This is a genomic window from Flavobacterium longum (assembly GCF_965137575.1).
Taxonomy (GTDB): Bacteria; Bacteroidota; Bacteroidia; order Flavobacteriales; family Flavobacteriaceae; genus Flavobacterium; species Flavobacterium longum.
Window position 1 is genome coordinate 413,733 of sequence record NZ_CBCRZJ010000002.1, and the last position, 18,420, is coordinate 432,152.

Annotated in this window: 11 protein-coding genes and 1 tRNA gene; 7 read left to right on the plus strand and 5 right to left on the minus strand. The window is 50.0% G+C overall.

Going from position 1 to position 18,420, the window contains the following annotated elements; all coding sequences use genetic code 11:
• Positions 1 to 171 precede the first annotated feature (171 nt).
• A complete protein-coding gene (locus ACM9J1_RS04855; protein WP_415580822.1) occupies positions 172 to 3,528 on the plus strand; it encodes a tail fiber domain-containing protein in 3,357 nt (1,118 codons plus the stop codon).
• A gap of 52 nt (positions 3,529 to 3,580) precedes the next feature.
• Here the strand turns inward: ACM9J1_RS04855 and ACM9J1_RS04860 are convergent, their stop codons facing one another.
• Together ACM9J1_RS04860 and ACM9J1_RS04865 are read right to left on the minus strand one after the other, a co-directional pair.
• Positions 3,581 to 5,557, minus strand: coding sequence for a tetratricopeptide repeat-containing sensor histidine kinase (locus ACM9J1_RS04860; RefSeq protein WP_415580823.1), 1,977 nt, complete (start codon positions 5,555 to 5,557; stop codon positions 3,581 to 3,583).
• Positions 5,554 to 6,258 carry a LytR/AlgR family response regulator transcription factor gene (locus ACM9J1_RS04865; protein WP_415580824.1) on the minus strand — a complete coding sequence of 235 codons (705 nt, stop codon included), beginning with the start codon at positions 6,256 to 6,258 and terminating at the stop codon, positions 5,554 to 5,556. The genes ACM9J1_RS04860 and ACM9J1_RS04865 overlap by 4 nt, the downstream gene beginning before the upstream one ends.
• Positions 6,259 to 6,392: 134 nt before the next feature.
• On the opposite strand from ACM9J1_RS04865, the gene ACM9J1_RS04870 reads away from it, so the two are divergent.
• From ACM9J1_RS04870 to ACM9J1_RS04885, 4 genes are all read left to right on the plus strand, one after another.
• A complete protein-coding gene (locus tag ACM9J1_RS04870; RefSeq protein WP_415580825.1) occupies positions 6,393 to 9,512 on the plus strand; it encodes a tail fiber domain-containing protein in 3,120 nt (1,039 codons plus the stop codon).
• Positions 9,513 to 9,810: 298 nt separating this feature from the next.
• The gene (locus ACM9J1_RS04875; protein ID WP_415580826.1) at positions 9,811 to 10,737 is read left to right on the plus strand and encodes a DUF58 domain-containing protein; all 927 of its coding nucleotides are present in this window, start codon (positions 9,811 to 9,813) and stop codon (positions 10,735 to 10,737) included.
• Positions 10,738 to 10,821: 84 nt separating this feature from the next.
• Positions 10,822 to 10,895: transfer RNA gene (locus ACM9J1_RS04880), tRNA-Asp, on the plus strand.
• A 309-nt stretch (positions 10,896 to 11,204) separates the two neighbouring features.
• Positions 11,205 to 14,537 (plus strand): T9SS type A sorting domain-containing protein, encoded by a 3,333-nt coding sequence (locus ACM9J1_RS04885; RefSeq protein ID WP_415580827.1) that lies wholly within the window; start codon positions 11,205 to 11,207, stop codon positions 14,535 to 14,537.
• A gap of 55 nt (positions 14,538 to 14,592) precedes the next feature.
• Here the strand turns inward: ACM9J1_RS04885 and ACM9J1_RS04890 are convergent, their stop codons facing one another.
• Positions 14,593 to 15,093, minus strand: coding sequence for a DUF456 domain-containing protein (locus ACM9J1_RS04890; RefSeq protein WP_415580828.1), 501 nt, complete (start codon positions 15,091 to 15,093; stop codon positions 14,593 to 14,595).
• Between the two features lie 52 nt (positions 15,094 to 15,145).
• Here ACM9J1_RS04890 and ACM9J1_RS04895 point away from each other — a divergent pair, with 52 nt between their 5' ends.
• Positions 15,146 to 15,613 carry a hypothetical protein gene (locus ACM9J1_RS04895; protein ID WP_415580829.1) on the plus strand — a complete coding sequence of 156 codons (468 nt, stop codon included), beginning with the start codon at positions 15,146 to 15,148 and terminating at the stop codon, positions 15,611 to 15,613.
• Here ACM9J1_RS04895 and ACM9J1_RS04900 read toward each other — a convergent pair whose 3' ends face one another.
• Entirely contained in the window at positions 15,614 to 16,744 is a 1,131-nt protein-coding gene (locus tag ACM9J1_RS04900) for a glycosyltransferase family 2 protein (protein ID WP_415580830.1), read from the minus strand.
• Positions 16,732 to 17,667 (minus strand): hypothetical protein, encoded by a 936-nt coding sequence (locus tag ACM9J1_RS04905; protein WP_415580831.1) that lies wholly within the window; start codon positions 17,665 to 17,667, stop codon positions 16,732 to 16,734. Before ACM9J1_RS04905 ends, ACM9J1_RS04900 begins: the two co-directional genes overlap by 13 nt.
• A 59-nt stretch (positions 17,668 to 17,726) precedes the next feature.
• Between ACM9J1_RS04905 and ruvC the strand changes: the two genes are divergently transcribed.
• Positions 17,727 to 18,296, plus strand: a complete 570-nt coding sequence (gene ruvC / locus ACM9J1_RS04910) for a crossover junction endodeoxyribonuclease RuvC (RefSeq protein WP_415580832.1) — start codon at positions 17,727 to 17,729, stop codon at positions 18,294 to 18,296.
• Positions 18,297 to 18,420 lie beyond the last annotated feature (124 nt).

An 18,420-nucleotide genomic window follows, 5' to 3' on the forward strand; every position in this document is an offset into this window, starting at 1 on the left:
GTTTGAATCAAATGTAATTAAAAAAACCTGAACGAAGGTGTGTCGTCTGTCGGTTCGTCCGGTTGTCTGTCTGTAAAAAGCGCCGTCTGGCCGGAAATCCTTTCGCTCGTCTGGCCGCTGTTCCTTACAAGGTATGTGCGACGCAACTTTGTATTCCAAATTTTCAAACCCATGAAAACGCAGATTAAAAAAGGCAAGCTGAAAAGCGTGCGTAAAAACCAATTACTCCTGATGGCTTTGCTGTTTTCAGTCACCATCACCGCACAGGTCGGCGTTGGCACGACAACACCAAACGCAAGCCTCGACATTCCGGCCGCAAATCCGGCCACTCCAAGCAACACCGATGGTATTTTGGTGCCGCGTGTCAATGCGTTTCCCGCTATGAATCCGACGGCGGCACAAAACGGCATGATGGTTTTTTTAACGACGGTTTCGGGAGCGGACCAACCCGGATTTTATTATTGGGATCAGCCGTCGACAAGCTGGAAAAGTGTCGGCGGAAGCGCTACAGCCGATGCCGATTTTTACGAAGTCGGCACGACAACGCCGCCCGATGCAATTACCGATGCGATGTTCCACTCGGGCAATGTCGGGATTGGCAATGTCACGCCGACCTACAAATTAGACATCGACGAAGCAGCTGCGGGAAAAATTTATGCGATGCGCGCCAAACATTCCAATGCGATCGACGGCAGCACAACCAGCAGCATCCGTTCTGAAATATCGGGTAGTTTCGCGACCGGAATTATCCAAGGCATTTCGACTTCCGTAATACCGGGCTCGGGTACGGTCGGAACGGGTTTGCAGAATACCATCGGCGGCACGTCATCTGCCGATACTTATGGCGTCAACTCGAACATCGCGACCGGCGGAACTGGAACCAAAGTCGGGATAAACAATAGCCTTGCAGGATTGGGTGCAGGCCTGGCTTACGGCATTTTTAACGCATTTTCCAACCCCAATGCCGCCTCTTATCTTGGCGTAAACAATTCGATGACGGCCGCGGGAATCGGTGACAAAACCGGACTGAAAACCGTGATGTCGAATTCCACCGGCGGATTCCATACCGGCGTTACCAACACATTCTCAAACAACAATGGTGCGATGGAAGAAACGGGAATGGCTTCTACATTCGCGGGTTCATCGGTCGGAAACGTCCGTGGTGTCTACAACGAAATCACCAATTCAGGCAACGGTGTCCATTACGGATTGTATAACAACATTAACGGAAGCGGCGGCATTCAACGATATGGTGTCGAAAATATCCTGAGTGGCAGTTCAGCCGGTATTCAGTACGGAATTGAAAATTTGATATCGGCAACCGGCAACAATACGCATTACGGAACGCAGAACTATTTGAACGGAATCGGCAGTGGCTCGCATTTCGGTACGCGGAACTGGCTCACATCAACAGGTGTCGGAGAACAAACCGGTACTGAAAACTTGATCGACAACACCGGATTAGGCAATCACAAAGGCACGTCAAATACATTGTCCGGTAACGGGAACGGCGAGCAGTACGGTACTTACAATTACATCACGAATACCGGAACCGGAACCAAGTATGGCAGTTACAATAAGATTTTTTCTACGGCCGGCCCGGAAATTCACTATGGCGTATATTCAGATGTATTGAAAGCTACCGGTTACGCGGCTTATTTCCTCGGACGGGTTTCCATCGGAACAACGGCCGCCAACAGCTATATTTTGCCTGCGACGCGCGGCACCACCGGCCAGATTCCGATAATCGACAGCTTTGGAACTGTTTCTTGGGGAAGTGCTAATGGCATAGCTTGGGGGTTAACTGGCAACACCGTATCGACATTCGGCGGTCAGTTTATGGGCAGTACAAATGATATGGACGTCATATTTCGCAGGTTTAATGTAATGTCTGGCCGGCTTGCCACAAACAACACGTCATTTGGCGTCAATGCGTTGGTAGCGCCAGCAAATATAAGCGGTCAAGGATTGGACAATGCGGCCTTCGGTTACAATGCTTTGTCAGCAAACTGGTACGGCAACAATTGTGTCGCGGTCGGGAAAGACGCATTGAGGGATAATGATTTTGGCAATGAAAATGTAGCGATTGGTTCGGGTGCGCTTTCGGCTAATGTAGACGGCAGCATGAACACGGTATTGGGTACCGAGGCGTTGCCTAACAGTAGAGGTTTAAGTTGGTGTACTGCCGTGGGCTATCATGCGATGTACAATCAGGATTATCCGGGTGGCGGAAATTTTGGGGCGTTTCATACCGCTATCGGCATGGAATCGCTGATGGGATCAGTTACGAATGCTGAGAATACCGGAAGCAACAATACGGCTCTTGGTTACGGGTCGGCAAGAAGCACATCATCGGGTTCATATAACACCGCAGTTGGAGGCAATGCACTTAGTGGAAACAGGTCAGGACGCAATAATGTCGCAGTGGGTTACGCCGCCGCCAGCGCTAACGTTGCGGGGAATTACATTACGGCGGTAGGAGAAAGTGCGATGATTTATGCCAATAACACCACGACGCCATTTTCGGCTTACAATACAGCTGTCGGATATTACGCCATGCGCGGGTCAACGACTTCGGCCAACAATACAGGAACATTGAATACCGGTATCGGATCGCAATCCATGTTCGCTATTACATCGGGTTTACAAAACTCCGGATTGGGTGTCAATGCATTATATAGCAATACCACAGGTTCATACAATACGGGTGTCGGTGTAGGCGCGTTGTTCAGCAATTCAACTGGCTCGGGTAATGTCGCCCTGGGTTTTAATGCAGGCGCATCCGAAACCGGTTCAAACAAATTATATATCGACAACAGCAGCACAGCGGCACCATTGATTTACGGCGATTTCAGTACCGATTTATTACGTGCTAACGGAAATTTTAGGGTGAAGTCAACATCCGTCGCAGGCAATGAAATGCAAATCAAGAACAGCAATCTCTTCAACCACAACGACGACAATAACCTTAATTTCGGTAGCGGAACTGGGTATTTCATGATGTCGACTACCGATGCAAACAGCGGCAACGAAACCGGCGGCATCCGCGGCGACGGCGACAATATTGCCATCTGGTCACCGGGCGACGGCGGCAGGCTCTTGCGCATCCTTGACGAAGACAACTGGACAGACAACAACGGCAATCCGTATGACAACAGCGCAGAGCGGGCATACGTTGACAGCAACGGCAATTACGTACAAGTGTCCGACATGACCAAGAAGGACAACATCCGCAAAATTGATCATGCCCTTGAAAAAATAATGGCTATTGGCGGCTATACGTACCAATTCAAATTGGCCGCACAAGAAATCGAGAAAGGCCAAAAACCAGTTTCCAATAGCGGCGTCCTGGCACAGGAAGTACAAAAAGTCCTGCCCGAAGCCGTGCAGCAAAATGAAAGCGGGGAATACTTCGTCAATTATGCCGCCATCACACCGCTGTTGATTGAAGTGGCCAAGGCACAGCAAGAAAAGATAAATATGCTTGAATCCAGGCTTAAGGCCATTGAGGAAAAGCTGGAAAAATAGAGAATAGTTTTTTTGGGTTGAATCGGTCTGGTGCAAATCAGGCCTTTTCTTTTTACGCCGAATCGAAAGACAAAATAAACTTCGTTCCAACGCCCGGTTGCGAATCAACGGAAACCTTGCAGTTAATCGCCGCCGCCATGTCCCGGATGATGTGCAATCCCAAGCCCGACGAAATCCCCAACGTTTCAGTTTCGTCGTACAACGCCCGGAAAGCGCCGTCGCCCGCACCCGGACCATTGTCGCTGACCCAGATGTATCGTGCACCATGCTGGCTTCTGGCCTTGAGTATAATCGTGGGGTTCGGCGTGTGTTCCAAGGCCTTGATTGCGTTTCCGGAAATATTGCGCAATATGGTCAACAGGTAATTCCGGTCGGTGTCGAAGGCGAGTTCGCGGTCTTCAAGGTCAACTTCGAACCGCACCTCGGAACCGGTAAAATGGCTTTCCACATCAGCAAACAATTGCGCCAACGGCACGGCCATAAATTCAGGCTTGAAGCGTTCCATCTGGCTTTTGCTCCACAACAACAAATCTTCCATGGATTGCAGCAGGTTTTCCGCCGCGGCCATGTTCTTGGTTTCGATGTTGCGCTTCATCTGGTCATCGAGCAATTCCGGGCTGTCCTTGAGCAATTGCAGGTAATGCACGAGGCTGTACACCGGGCTGCGCAAGTCATGGTTTAAGATGCTGAAGAATCTCGCCCTGACCTTGTTGGCCTGATCGAGTTCAAGGTTGAGCGACTTGAGCTTTTCGTTGTTCTTGCGGCGGTTGCGGCTTTGCTTATACAACAGCAATCCGATGCATCCCAGCAACACCAAACCGGCCACCAAAATCCATTTCTGTCTTTCTTTCGCCTCGAGCTTCAGGTTGTTGATCTTGATTTCCTTGTCGCGCAGTTCGATGGCGCGTTTGTCTTCAAGGTTTTTGATGGTTTCGCGATTGTCTGCGTTGAAAATCGAGTCTTTGTAGGCCATCGCCAGTTCGTGGCTGGCTAACGATTCCGCATAATTCCCGCGGCTTTTGTGCGCTTGCCACAAACTGGTGTAATCGTCGTAAAGGCTTTGCCAGGATTTCATTTCGCGGTGCATTTTTACTGCCCGGTTCAAATAGGTCACGGCGCTGTCCAGCAGCTTTTTATTGTTTTGCTGCCTGGCCAATTCAATGTAGGCGTCGCCAATGACGCCGTAGCTGAATGCTGTATTTCGGACATCGGAGGAAGCAATGGTGTCTGCGGCGATGGACGCTTTCGAGTATTGAATGACTTTGTCGTATTCATTGGTGTCAAAATACACCAGCGCGATATCGGAAAGCAACGCCGCGCACATGTGTCGATTGGTTTCGCCGCCGCAATAACCATAGGCTTTCTCGAAATAAGCGATTGATTTTTTCGGATCGCGCTTGTTGTTGTAAGACACGGCCATGGCACGGTACAATTCCATGCGTTTTTGCTGCTCATCAATCTCGTCGAAAATCTGATTTGCACGGCGTAAGCTTTCGAGTGCTTTGTCTGGCTGCAGCAGCAAGTTGTAAATTTCACCGATGTTAACGAGTATTCGCCCAACGCCCTTTTTGTCGCTGGAATTTTCGCGGATTTTCAATGCTTTGAATGAATAGTCCAACGCTTTTGGATATTGGCTGAGGTTCACATAGGCATTCGAGATGGACAAATACAAGCGGCTTTTCTGTTTTTCTTTGGTGGCGTATTTCAAGCCCTTTTCATAGGTACTGATGGCGTCGTCGTACTTTGAGATGTACAAATAGTTGCTCCCGATGATGTACTGCGCCTCGGCGATGCCTTCGTTCCAATTTAATTGTTGTGAAAGAGTTAGTGCTTCCCGACCATATTTAAATCCGAGATCAGAATTTGTGCGGGATATAGACCGCGCCACGTCGACCATTAACCGGGCTTTGGTGGTATCCCGTTTCATATTCGGCAACAACCTGATTATCGAGTCGGCTTGCGACTCGTTAAATTGGGCAGACGCCAAAAACGGTATAAGCAGTACGAGCATCTTCAAGGCGTTTCTCATAACATCGCTTTTACGGTTTCCTTAAAGCTGCGGCCTATCGGGATTTTGATGCCGCCACGGAGTTCAACGTCCTGTGCGGTGATTTTTTCGACCAATTGCGGACGCACCGCATAACTCTTGTGGACACGCGTGAAAACCTCGAACGGCGCTTGCTTGAGCAGATTGCCGAGGTTAGACCACACGCAATATTTCTTGCGCGGCGTCACCAATAAAGTATAGTCTTTCAGCGCTTCCAGACAGACGATATCCGCGACATTGAGCTTGACCTGATCGTGGCCTTCCTTAATGGTAATGGAATCTGTCCCGAAACTGAAGTCGTACAAAGCGGCTTTTTCGTGCAACGCCAGATAATCCGTGACGCGCTGCATGGCTTTTTCGAAACGCTCAAACCGCAATGGCTTGACGATGAAATCGAGCGTATCGAGTTCAAAAGTGTCCACCGCGTAATCTGCATGGCCGGTGATGAACACGCAAGCCGGGATTTCCGACGCTTTCCGACGCAATTCCAGACCGCTGCCGCCGGGCATGTCGATGTCGAGAAACAAAATGTCAACCGGCTGTTTTTCGATGACCGACAGCGCTTCGTCTGCGGACGCGCACACCCCGACAATCTCAAGTTCGGCAAATCGTTTGGCGAAAGACAACACCATCAGACGGTCTACATCTTCGTCGTCGGCGATAAGGCATTTCCAGGTTTTCATACCGTTGCAGTTCCTTCAAAAATAGGAAAAATATCCCAGCCGCTGCCGTTGGTATAATAAAATCGCCGTTGGTATAAATGCGCCTTAATCAACTACTTAAATGGCCGAATTTCGATGTCTAAACCCAAGAAACAATGAAGAAGATTGTACAACTCACGGCCTTGTTCGTACTATTTTCGGCCTACGGACAAGTTGGTGTCAACACCACGACACCCAATGCGCTGTTGGAAATAAAGACGTCCAACGAAGCCACACCAGCCGCCACCGACGGATTGCTGATTCCTAAAATCGACGCATTCCCGGCAACAAACCCAACCGCCAGCCAGCAAGGCATGATGGTCTATCTGAAAAACACCGTTGGGGCAAACCCGCCCGGATTTTATTACTGGGACAACACTACGCTGACTTGGATCGGCATCACCGGAAAAACCGATGCCGACTGGTTTGAGCAAAGTACGATCACAGCGCCGGATTTGATTACCGACGACGCTTACCGGTTGGGCCGCGTGGGCGTGGGCACAAATGTTCCCGCAGCCAAACTCGACTTGGTTGTGGATACGGCGACAGACATACTTGGTGTACAAACCGCCATGACCGGTACCGGCGACGGCAACCTCATTGGGCAATCTACGAGCATCCAGAATTCGGGCACGGGCACGCATATCGGTTCGCAAACCACGCTTCAGGGCAACGGAAGCGGCATGCAACGTGCTTTCGACGGTGTGATCAACCATACGGGGTCGGGGCAGCAAACTGCATTTTATGCCACGATCTCGGGCGCAAGTTCTGGCGAACAGCGCGGCTTTGTGGCTTCGATCGCCAATGCGGGAACAGGCATCAAGCGTGGCGCGTTGTTCCATATCAACAGTGACGATCCGGCCGGCCAATACGGAACGGTGAACCGCATGAACGGCAATGGCACAGGTACCCATCTTGGTTCCTGGAATTTGCTGGAAGGTGCCGGAAGCGGTTATCATACGGGCATATTGAATCAGTTTACGGCCGGAAGCGGCAACCTGACGGGTAATTGGACCGAATTCAGCACCAACGTCGGGAACGGCAACCAGTTGGCGGCCTACAACAGTTATTTTGCGGGCGGCAACGGCATCTTGGCAGGCGCATATACCGAAATCAGGAACAGCGTCTTGGGAACGGGCGCGCAGTACGGAACGTTCACCAACAACTTCAGTCCCGGCGGCGGAAATCACTTCGGGGCTTATCAAGAGCTTGGCGGCACTGGAAACGGCGGGCAATATGGGGCACAGTCTATTTTCTCGAATTCGGGCACGGGCCAGCATATTGGTGCGGAAAATTTCTTTTCGGGCGCGGGCACAGGTGCAAAAATGGGTGTGCGTAATGATTTTTCCAATGGCAGCGGACATTTGACCGGCATGGCCAACCAATTTGCGGGAAGCATCGGCAACGGCAACCAGATTGGCATGTTCAACAATTATTTTACGGGCGGCAACGGCACGCTGGCCGCGGCTTACACATGGATCAACGCGGGTGTTACGGGCAACGGACCGCACTACGGCAGTTATATTTCAAATTACGGTGTAGGCAGCGGTATCCATTACGGCGCGTATCATGAGCTGGGCGGAGTGGGCACGGGCAACCAACTGGGTGTGCAGAACGTTTTCACGAATTCCAACAGCGCGGAACATTACGGGCTGGACAATACGTTTTCGGGTGCTGGCGGCGGCGGACGTGCAGGCACTGTCAATCGGTTTACCGCTGGTACAGGAAACCTGACGGGCGTTGCCAACGAATTCTCGAGCACCGGCAATGGCAACCATATAGGCATGTTCAACAATTACTTCGCGGCGGGCAACGGCATTTTGGCTTCCAATTATACTTGGATCAACGGCAGCGTAAACGGAACGGGCACACATTACGGCACGTACATCGCAAATGCTAGTCCCGGCAGCGGGCCACATTATGGCAGTTTTCATGATTTTTCAGGAACAGGAAACGGGGTACATGCCGGTACGTATAATGTATTGGGCGGCTCAGGTACCGGAACCCAATATGGGGTACGAAATGACATTGACAACAGCGGTGGCAGCAATCATTTTGGGGTTTACAATGATTTGGGCGGTGTGGGCGCCGGACAGCAAACCGGGACCTATACATACATTGACAATTCAGGCAACGGCGAACACACCGCAGTAAAGTCTAGCCTTTGGGGCAACGGTAGCGGTACGCATACCGGACACGACACGCAACTTTCAGGGTCTGGATCAGGCCAACAGGCTGGCTACAGAAGCGTCATCAACAATTCTGGCGACAATACCCATTACGGCACGTCGAACGGGTTGGTGGGTTCTGGATCAGGAAAGCACACCGGAACCTATAATTTCCTCAATATAGGCACGGGTCCGCAATATGGGGTGGAAAATGCGATTCAGTCTAACGGGAATGGCATCCACTACGGAATGCGAAGTACACTTTCGGGAAGCGGAAGTGGCAATCATTACGGGGTTTATACCGAACTGGATGGTACCGGAACCGGTGATCTCTACGGCACTTACAATGAAATTACCAATACTGGAGCCGGCACCCGAACCGGATTATACAATGAATTTACGGGCAATAGCACGGGAGCAATTTACGGGTTACGGAACGACATGGACGGATCTGGAAACGGCGTTCAATACGGAACATACACCGCAATCTCGTCATCGGCGTCGGGCACCGGAAACAAATACGGTCATTTTGTAAGCATCTCTACGAGCGCGGGCGGCACGCAATACGGCGTGTATTCGGTGGTGCCGAAAGCAGGGAGTTTTGCGGGGTATTTCCTGGGCGATGTACGTGTTGCGGCCGGAACACTTACCCTGGGCGGAGACGTTATTGCATCGGCGAACTTGGTTTATGATATTGGTACGGCGGCGTCGGCGTTCAATGACATTTACGCAGACAATTTCATCAACATAAGCGATGCGCGGCTCAAAGAAGACATTGAACCGTTGCAGTACGGTATCGACGCGATTGAAAAACTCAAGCCTGTGGCGTATCATTTCATCGCCGACGTCAAGAAAGAACCGCACTTAGGTTTGCTTGCGCAGGAAGTGGAAACCGTCATCCCGGAAATCGTGAAAACCGGCGACGATGCCAACCAGACAAAGGCAGTGGACTATGTGTCGCTCGTGCCGGTGTTGATCAAGGCGATTCAGGAGCAGCAGCTACAAATCGACGAATACAAGGCACGGCTTGAGGCGCTGGAAGCAAAGCTGCAAGCTGCGGGAAAGTAAAAGTTAGTTTTTTTGGGTTGAATTGGCCTGGCGCAAGCCGGGCTTTTTCTTTTAAAACCAGAAAGTTCCGTGCGGCGCACACTGGCGCGTTAGGGGTTGAGGCTTTGTCTGAGCTCTTTGCAAGACCCCAAAGGTTTTGAAAACCTTTGGGGTCTAAGCAAAAGCGAGTGCCGAAGACCCGGCGCGGCCTGTTTGCGAATTCCGTCGGCAGCATGTTAGATGCCGTGCAACGCCCAAACCAAAACCATTTGGCAATCTTTTAGTTTTTTAGTCGTCAATCTTTCAATACATTTGGGACATGAAGATTGAATCTGAAATTGAGAAGATTTCGAGTTTTGCGCACTTGGAATTGCTGGCCAACCAAGTGGTGGAAGGCTTTATTTCCGGGATGCACAAGTCTCCGTTCCATGGTTTTTCGGCCGAGTTCGCCGAGCACAAAGTGTATAATTCGGGCGAAAGTACCAAACACATAGATTGGAAGCTTTTTGCGAAGACCGATCGTTTGTACACCAAGCGGTTTGAAGAAGAAACGAACTTGCGATGCCATTTGATCATTGACAACTCGTCGTCTATGCATTACCCGAAACTGCCTGCGGGCGAACCGTTTTTCAGGAGCAAGATCGGGTTTTCGGTGCTGGCTTCGGCGGTGTTGATGAACTTGCTCAAGAAACAGCGCGACGCGGTGGGCATGAGCATTTACTCGGACAGCTATGAATATTACGCGCCCGAAAAAGGGAGCGATCGTCACCACCGGATGTTGCTCAACCGGTTGGAACAATTGCTGGAGACGCCACGGGAAAGCAAGGCCACGGATACGGTGACGTTCCTGCACCAGATTGCCGAAAAGATGCACCGCCGGTCGATGATCATGGTTTTTACCGATATGTTTCAGTTTGCCGATGAAGCCGCGCTATTCAATGCGTTGCAGCATTTGAAACACGACAAACATAAAGTGGTGTTGTTCCATGTGATTGATGACAAGACGGAATTGAAGTTTGATTTCGACAACGCGCCGCGCAAATTCATAGACGTGGAATCTGGTGAGACAATTGATATTTTCGCCGACAATGTACGCGACGAGTATGAAAAACGTGTAGAAGCGTACTTCAAAAGACTGTCTCTGACGTGTGCACAGAACCGCATCAAGTACGTGCCGGTAGCCGTTGGCGACAGTTTCGAAAAAATCTTGACCACTTATTTGGTTGAAAAACAGATGTTCGGATAATGCCCGAATGTTAATTCAAAAATAATTTTGCGAATTGCTTGCAGAAATGAATTTCAGTAGTATATTTGCATCCGCATTACGCGAGGTTTGGTAGTTCAGTTGGTTAGAATGCCGCCCTGTCACGGCGGAGGTCGCGGGTTCGAGTCCCGTCCAGACCGCGAAATCGAGAGAAGCACTTCTGAGATATGAAGTGCTTTTTTTCGGAAAAGCATTAAGATAGTTGTGTTGTTTCGAGGCGCAAGCCTCAGGTTTAGTAGTTAGACCAATGAAAAGCTTTCCATTAAATTGGAGGGCTTTTTTGCTTTTAGGCTTTTTTTGTAAGAAGCCATAACCGCCGAAATGAATAGCTTTCCTCTTCAAAATTGATTGCCTTTTTTGCTTTTTATTTCCCTGTGTGTTAGCGGATTGGAAAAAGTTGTATATTGCTGTGCCGTTTTACCAGCGGCATTAACTAAAACCAATCAGCTATGAAAAAACGATTACTCCTGCTTTTTGCAGTGTTTTTCCTGTCTATTGCTTCGGCACAAGTGGGCTCGCTTCCCGACATTACGGTCTGTGGCGGCCAAGACATTTTCTTCGGTGACCAGACGCTTATCGCGCTCAACGGTCAATCTCCAAACGAATACACGGTTACGTATCACATTTCGCAGAGCGATGCCGACGCAGGTATTGGCCAGTTGCCAGACCCGATGGCGTTTGCTTCCACCCAAATCATTTTTGTGCGCGTCACCGAAAATGCGAATCCGGCCAATTTTGAAACCGGATTTTTCTTTGTGAATGTGTTGCCACCGCCAAGCGCGCCGGATACTTCATTTACGCAATGTGATTTTGACGGGATTTCCGACGGCTTTTCGAACATTGATTTGGGGTCTATCGCCGAACAGATTTGGGGCCTGACGCAAACCTCGCCTAACAACGTTGCCATTGCTTTCTACGAAACCCAAACCGACGCTTTTGCACAGGTAAATCCGTTGTCTTGGACCAATTATGTAAACATTACGCCGGCTGCTCAAGTGCTGTATTATGTGGCGCAAAGTATCCCATTTGGTTGTACATCCGTAGGCATGGTGAACATTCTGGTAAATGATTGTGGCGGGCCATGTGAGGCGCCGTCGATGCTGACCGTTACCAACATTACTGAAAATAGTGCTGTCCTTTCTTGGATTGAAAACGGTACGGCTACTTCTTGGGGAGTATATGTTGTCCCGATTGGCGCTCCGGGACCAACGCCAACTTCGCAAGCCATTTGGAGTACATCGAACCCTTACGTCATCACCGGACTGAGTTGTGATACGCAGTACCAATTTTACATACGGTCCTATTGCGAAGTAAACTCGTCTGAATGGACCGGACCATTCACTTTTATGACCATGCCGTGTACACCGCAACCTGGTTTCCCGGGCAATATGGAAATGTGTTCAGACACTGCTTCGGCGTGTTTTGATTTGACGTCCAATACACAAAATATTCTGGGCACGCTCAGTCCGTCAGATTATACCGTTACGTATTATCCGACGCTAGCCGATGCCAACAACCAGACCAATGCCATCGCATCTCCTTCAAACTATTGCGTGACACAAAATGGTTTGGCCAGCACAATTGTCTATGCCCGTTTGAATCATATCGGATTCTCGGACTTCCAGACTTTTGAATTTGCCCTGACCGTGCGTCAAGTGGTGCCAGGCGCATTTACCCCTGCGCCGATGTACCAGTGCGATACCGACGGCAATGGTATCGTGACCTTTGATTTGACGACCATATCAGCACAACTCAACACGACCAATCCGCTGTCGTTCTATACCAATTCGCTTGATGCGACATCGGTAACCGGGACCAACGCGTTGCCAGACCCGGCGGCTTTCAATATGTCGGTTACAAACGGCACACAACAGACTACGATTTTCATCCGGGAAAGTATTGCAGGAAACTGCGACAACATTTACAGCTTGCAGTTGTTCGCCAATTCAAACTGTAATGCGGCGTCTTTATGCGTATCGGCCAATTCCCTTTGCGGATCATTGGGCGTTCCATTCGCGAACACGACCAATAGCGGATCTGCAGATCCTAGTTTGACGTACGATTGTCTTGCGACACAGCCAAACCCAACTTGGTTCTACTTGCCGGTAAGTGTGGCGGGCAACCTGAGTTTCCAGATTTCACAACAATCACCATTGGGCACTGGTCTCGATGTCGATTTTATTTGTTGGGGACCATTTGCGACGCAGACAAACTTGTGTAATGCCGCGTTCCTTAACGTTAACAACCAAGTGGCTTGCAGCTATTCGGCTGCGTTTACGGAGAACTTTACGATTCCGAATGCCCAACCAGGACAGTATTATGTGCTGATGGTGACGAATTTCTCGAACCAAGCAGGTTACATCACGATCAATCAGACCAATGCCGGCGCGCCAAACTCAGGCGACATTGATTGCACAGGTATCCGGATGACGGCATTCCTTGACAGTAACGCCAATGGCACGAAAGATTCCAGTGAGTCAAACTTCAGCCTAGGCCAGTTCCATTTCGAGAAGAATAACAACGGCGACGTGCACCACATTGCTTCGCCGCTGGGCACATACAGCATTTATGATTTGAACGCGGCCAACACCTATGACATTGGCTTTGACGTTGACCCGACTTATGCTGGGAATTACGCCGTATCGCCTGCCACATACGCCAACGTACCAATTGTTCCGGGCAGCGGCATGACCGAATATTATTTCCCGGTTACCATCACGAATGCTTACAATGATTTGGTGGTGACGATTATTCCGGGCGCGCAGCCAAATCCGGGATTCAATTATTCTCATACGGTTCGTTACACGAATTTGGGAAGCCAGACCACATCGGGCACCGTAACCTATACCAAGCCGGCCGAAGTGTCCATCTTGAACGTTTCAGATCCAAACGCAGTAACCAATACCACTGGGTTTACACTGAATTTCACCGATTTGCTGCCATTTGAATCGCGTACTGTTTTGGCGACGATGCAAGTACCAACCATCCCGACAGTCGCGCTGGGTCAAATCCTGACCGCTTCCGCAGACGTAGCGCCGTTGGCCGGAGATGTCGCGCCAGAAAACAACTCGACAACCTGTAGCCAAATCATCATCGGTTCTTATGACCCGAACGACAAGACTGAATTGCGCGGCAAGTATGTCCTGTTCAGCGATTTTGGTTCGGAAGATTTCCTGTATTACACGATCCGTTTTGAAAATACAGGAACCGCTCCGGCGCTCAATGTAAGGATTTCGGATGTACTCGAAGAACAACTCGATGAAACTTCCGTAAGAATGGTAGCCGCCAGCCACAATTATGTGATGGACCGCACCGACAATGTGCTTACTTGGAATTTCGATAACATCCTGCTTCCGGCATCGACCGCGAATCCGGAAGGTGCAAAAGGTTTCGTACAATTTAAGGTGAAGCCAAAAGCGGGTTATGCTGTTGGCGATGTCATCCAGAACACGGCGTCGATTTATTTCGATTTCAACCCTGCGATCATCACCAATACGTTTGAGACGCATTTCGTCCAGTCATTGGGCGTGCCGCGCAACGATGCCTCGAACTTTGCGATGTATCCGAACCCGGCCGACAACCTCGTAACGGTTTCCCTGAGTGGTACGCAAACCATTTCGGACATTACCGTTTATGACGTACTGGGCAAGAAAGTCTTGTCGAAACAAGCTTCGGGCGCTGCCGACACGATCGACGTTTCCGGCTTGGGCAGTGGTCTGTATTTCTTGGAAATCACGACATCAACCCAGGAAAAAGCGACGAAGAAACTCGTAATCAAATAATATCGGTTCACCGATAAATAACAGAAAGCCTCTCGATATCGGGAGGCTTTTTTTGTCAAAAGAACGCGCCAAAGTTGGCGAATAGCGTGTAAAGAAACAACCCAAAGAATGTGGCGCACACCACGAATTGTAGGAAAGAAGAAGCCAGAAACCCAACGAACGATCCGGTCGCGGCCTTCAGTGCGCGCTTGTGGTCTTTGGAATCGTAAATCAACTCACCGATGAACGCGCCCAGGAACGGCCCGATGACCGCGCCGAAAGGAACGGGGACGAAAATGCCAGCAATCAAACCGATGTATGTTCCCCAAATGCCGTATTTGCTTCCGCCGAATTTCTTGGTGCCTTGGGCCGGAATGACATAATCCAGCACCGTTATCAAAATGGTTACGACCAGACTGATTCCGAGAATCCAGTAGTTCATCGGAACGGCTTCGGTGAAATAAAGCAACAGCAATCCGAGCCACGACACCGGCGGTCCGGGGAGAACGGGCAGGAAACTTCCAATCAGGCCCAAAACCATACACACCAATCCGAGCAACACCAGCAATATGTCCATTTGTATAGGAGTTTTAAAAAATTACCGTACTTTTAAATCCGCAATGCCAAAAATGAGAAAAATTTCGTTACTTTTTTTGCTGTTCGCTTCGTGCCAATACATCGAGCGCGTGCCTTCTAAAGAGCAGTTGCTCCAAGAAGAGATGAAATCCATTGATTGGGATCAGGTGGATGCGCTGCCGTCGGTGGCCGGATGCGACACCATCAAGGATTTGGCGGTGCAGAAAAATTGTTTCTTCGAATATTTGTCGCGCCAAGTGCAAATGCGGCTCGATCCGGAAAGCCTGGCCGAGCTGTATCCGGAGCGCGATACCATCGAAGTGAAAGTCACCGTTTTCCCGGATTCGCACTTATCGTTCGAACCGCAATTCGCGAAAGATTCCACAGCCTACGATACCGCGAAGATTGACAGCATCCTGCGCACGCGATTGGCCGATTTCCCTAAAATCAATCCTGCCTTGAAACGCGGCGTTCCCGTGAAAAGTCAATTCATCCTACCAGTTATCCTGAAATCGGAATAGTCAGCGCAGCGTGCGGCCTTTCCATTTGTAAATCCCAACGATGGAATACAGCGCCACGAGTGTGCTGAAAATAGGATAAATCACACTGCCCAAAATCGGGAAGAAAAACCGGCCCCGGCGCAGAAACCGATTGGCCTGGATCATCAAAACAACGTCGACCGCGAATTTAACCGCGAACACAACCGCCGGAACCAGCCAAGGCAATTGGCCCATGAAAGCCATCGCCGCGAAAATCAATAGCGATACATTTCCTAGAAACACCGCCCAAGTAAGCGTTTCGGCAAATTCATGTTCGTATTGTACGGCTTTCGAAGCCCAACGCACACGCTGAAAAAACAACGACACCCATCCGTCAGCGGGCTTGGTCGTGACCATCGCTTCCCGTGATTTGAGATAATGCACTTTCTCCGGAGCCGCCGTCATCGCCTTTTGCAACAGGAAAACGTCGTCGCCGCTGGCTGTGTGGTCGTTGCCTGAAAAGCCTTTGATGTCGTGGAAAAGTTTTTTTGCGTAGCCGAAATTTGCGCCATTGCACATAAAAGCTTTTCCGAGCCCGAATCCGCCGATGGTCGCGCCTTGTAAACTCAGGAAATCGAGTTGCTGGAAATGGTGGCTCAAACGCGTCTTTCCTTTGTAAATCACTGGTCCGGCGAGCATCTCCGCACTGGTTTTCTGGATGTAGTCGTTGTAGGCGCGTAGCCAGTTTTCCGGAAGGATACAATCGGCGTCGGTGGTCAAAATCCAGTCGTGCTGGGCAATCGGGATGGCGCGCATGATGGCGTCTTTTTTTGGGGATTTGCTGCGGCGCACGCTTTCGATGAGCGTCACGTGATAGTGGCCATTTTCCATCCGCCAGTTGTAGATTTTCCGCTCTGAATCGTCCTTGGAAAAATCGTCGATGAAAATCACTTCGAACATCGTTTCCGGATAATCGAGCTTCTTGATGCTGTCCAGAAGCGCCGGAAGGTTGCCCGATTCATTACGGAACGGCACGACAATCGAAAATGTCGTCTTCGGCGTCAGGTTTTCAAAAGGTACGGTTTTCACTTTCGAAAAACCATAAATCAGCCGGACGATATACACGACGTACAGCAACATGTACATCGGCAGCAAAAGGATTACTGTTTCCATACGGGTTTAAAGGTAATGACATAATAGCTTCCGACGGATACCGGCAAGACCACATTGAGCAGCCAAATGAGCGTCGTGGCGAACAGCGGGATGAAATCGTTTACGCCCAGCAGTCCGAAGAAATACACGGCCACGCCGCCTTTTACGGCAAAATCCAAAAATTGGAACGTGGGCAACGACGACGACAGGAAATACACGCTGCAAATCGTGGCCATCGCAATCGGGTAGGACAATCCCGTATCGAACATCAAAAGAATCAGGAAATATTGGTGCGAAAAACACGCATAACGGCACAACGCCAACAAGAGGTTTTTGCGGTGGATTTTTTTCGGGATGTCATGCATTTTCTGCAAGGCTTTTTCGAACGAATAACCTTTCACGGTGAAGCTTCGGAACGCATACGCCAAAACCGCAATGACGCCGACCCCAACCAAAATCGTAAAGATGACGCGCGTCCCGAGAATCCCGAAACGGAAGTTGAAATAGAGCAATCCGGCCACGCCCAAAACCACCGTGATGAGCATTTGTGCGCCGTTGCACAGCAAGTTCAGGAATACGATTTTCCTGGCCCGTTTCGGTTCAAAATACAAGGCTTTCGCACCGTATTCGCCGATGCCGTTGGGTGTAAATACCGATGCTGTGAGCGCGCCCAAGACTTGTTTTGTGGATTCGCCGACCGTGATCGATGTGAAACAAGACACCAAGTTTTGCCACTTGAGGATTTCCAGGAAGCGGTTCAGGAAGGCAAGGACAACCAGCATGAACACAATCGGCCAGGAAAAATGTTGCCGCAGTGTTTCGGTGAAAAATTGCCATTGCCCGCCCGACAAGCGCGACCAAATGAAATAAAACGCCAGCCCAATGATGAAAAGTTTTACGGCCGCTGTCAGGAATTGCTTAGTTTTGTCGGGAAGTGCAAACATCGGTGCAAAGTAAGCACTTATTTGTACTTTTCCGATGTCATGCCCAATCAAATATGCCCATGAGTTCCGTCAACAAGACCGCCAACGAACGCATCATCCTCGGTATCGATCCCGGCACGACCATCATGGGTTTCGGCGTAATTAAAGTCGTCGGAAAGCAGATGGAGTTTATACAGCTCAACGAACTTATCCTCGAGAAGTACGCCGACCATTATACGAAGCTCAAGGTCATTTTCGAACGCACGATTGAACTCATCGAGACGCATCACCCCGACGAAATTGCGATTGAAGCGCCATTCTTCGGGAAAAATGTCCAGTCGATGCTCAAGCTTGGCCGTGCGCAAGGTGTGGCGATGGCTGCCGGGCTGTCTCGCCAAATCCCGATTACGGAATACGAGCCGAAGAAAATCAAGATGGCCATCACGGGCAACGGCAACGCCAGCAAGGAACAAGTCGCGAAAATGCTGCAGCAATTGCTCGGGCTGAAAACACTCCCGAAAAACCTCGATTCTACCGACGGTTTGGCCGCTGCGGTGTGTCACTTTCTCAACTCAGGCAAAGTCACCGGCGGGAAAAGTTATTCGGGCTGGGATGCGTTTGTGAAGCAGAATGAGAATAGGGTTCGATGATTTGAAACGTAGCGATGATGGCAGCGACTAGGGGAAATATTTTACTAAAGAACGCAGTTTTCTTCCGGTTGGGCACAGTCGTAGATTCAGGCGAATTCGCACTTCCAAATGTTCAAATTTTCAA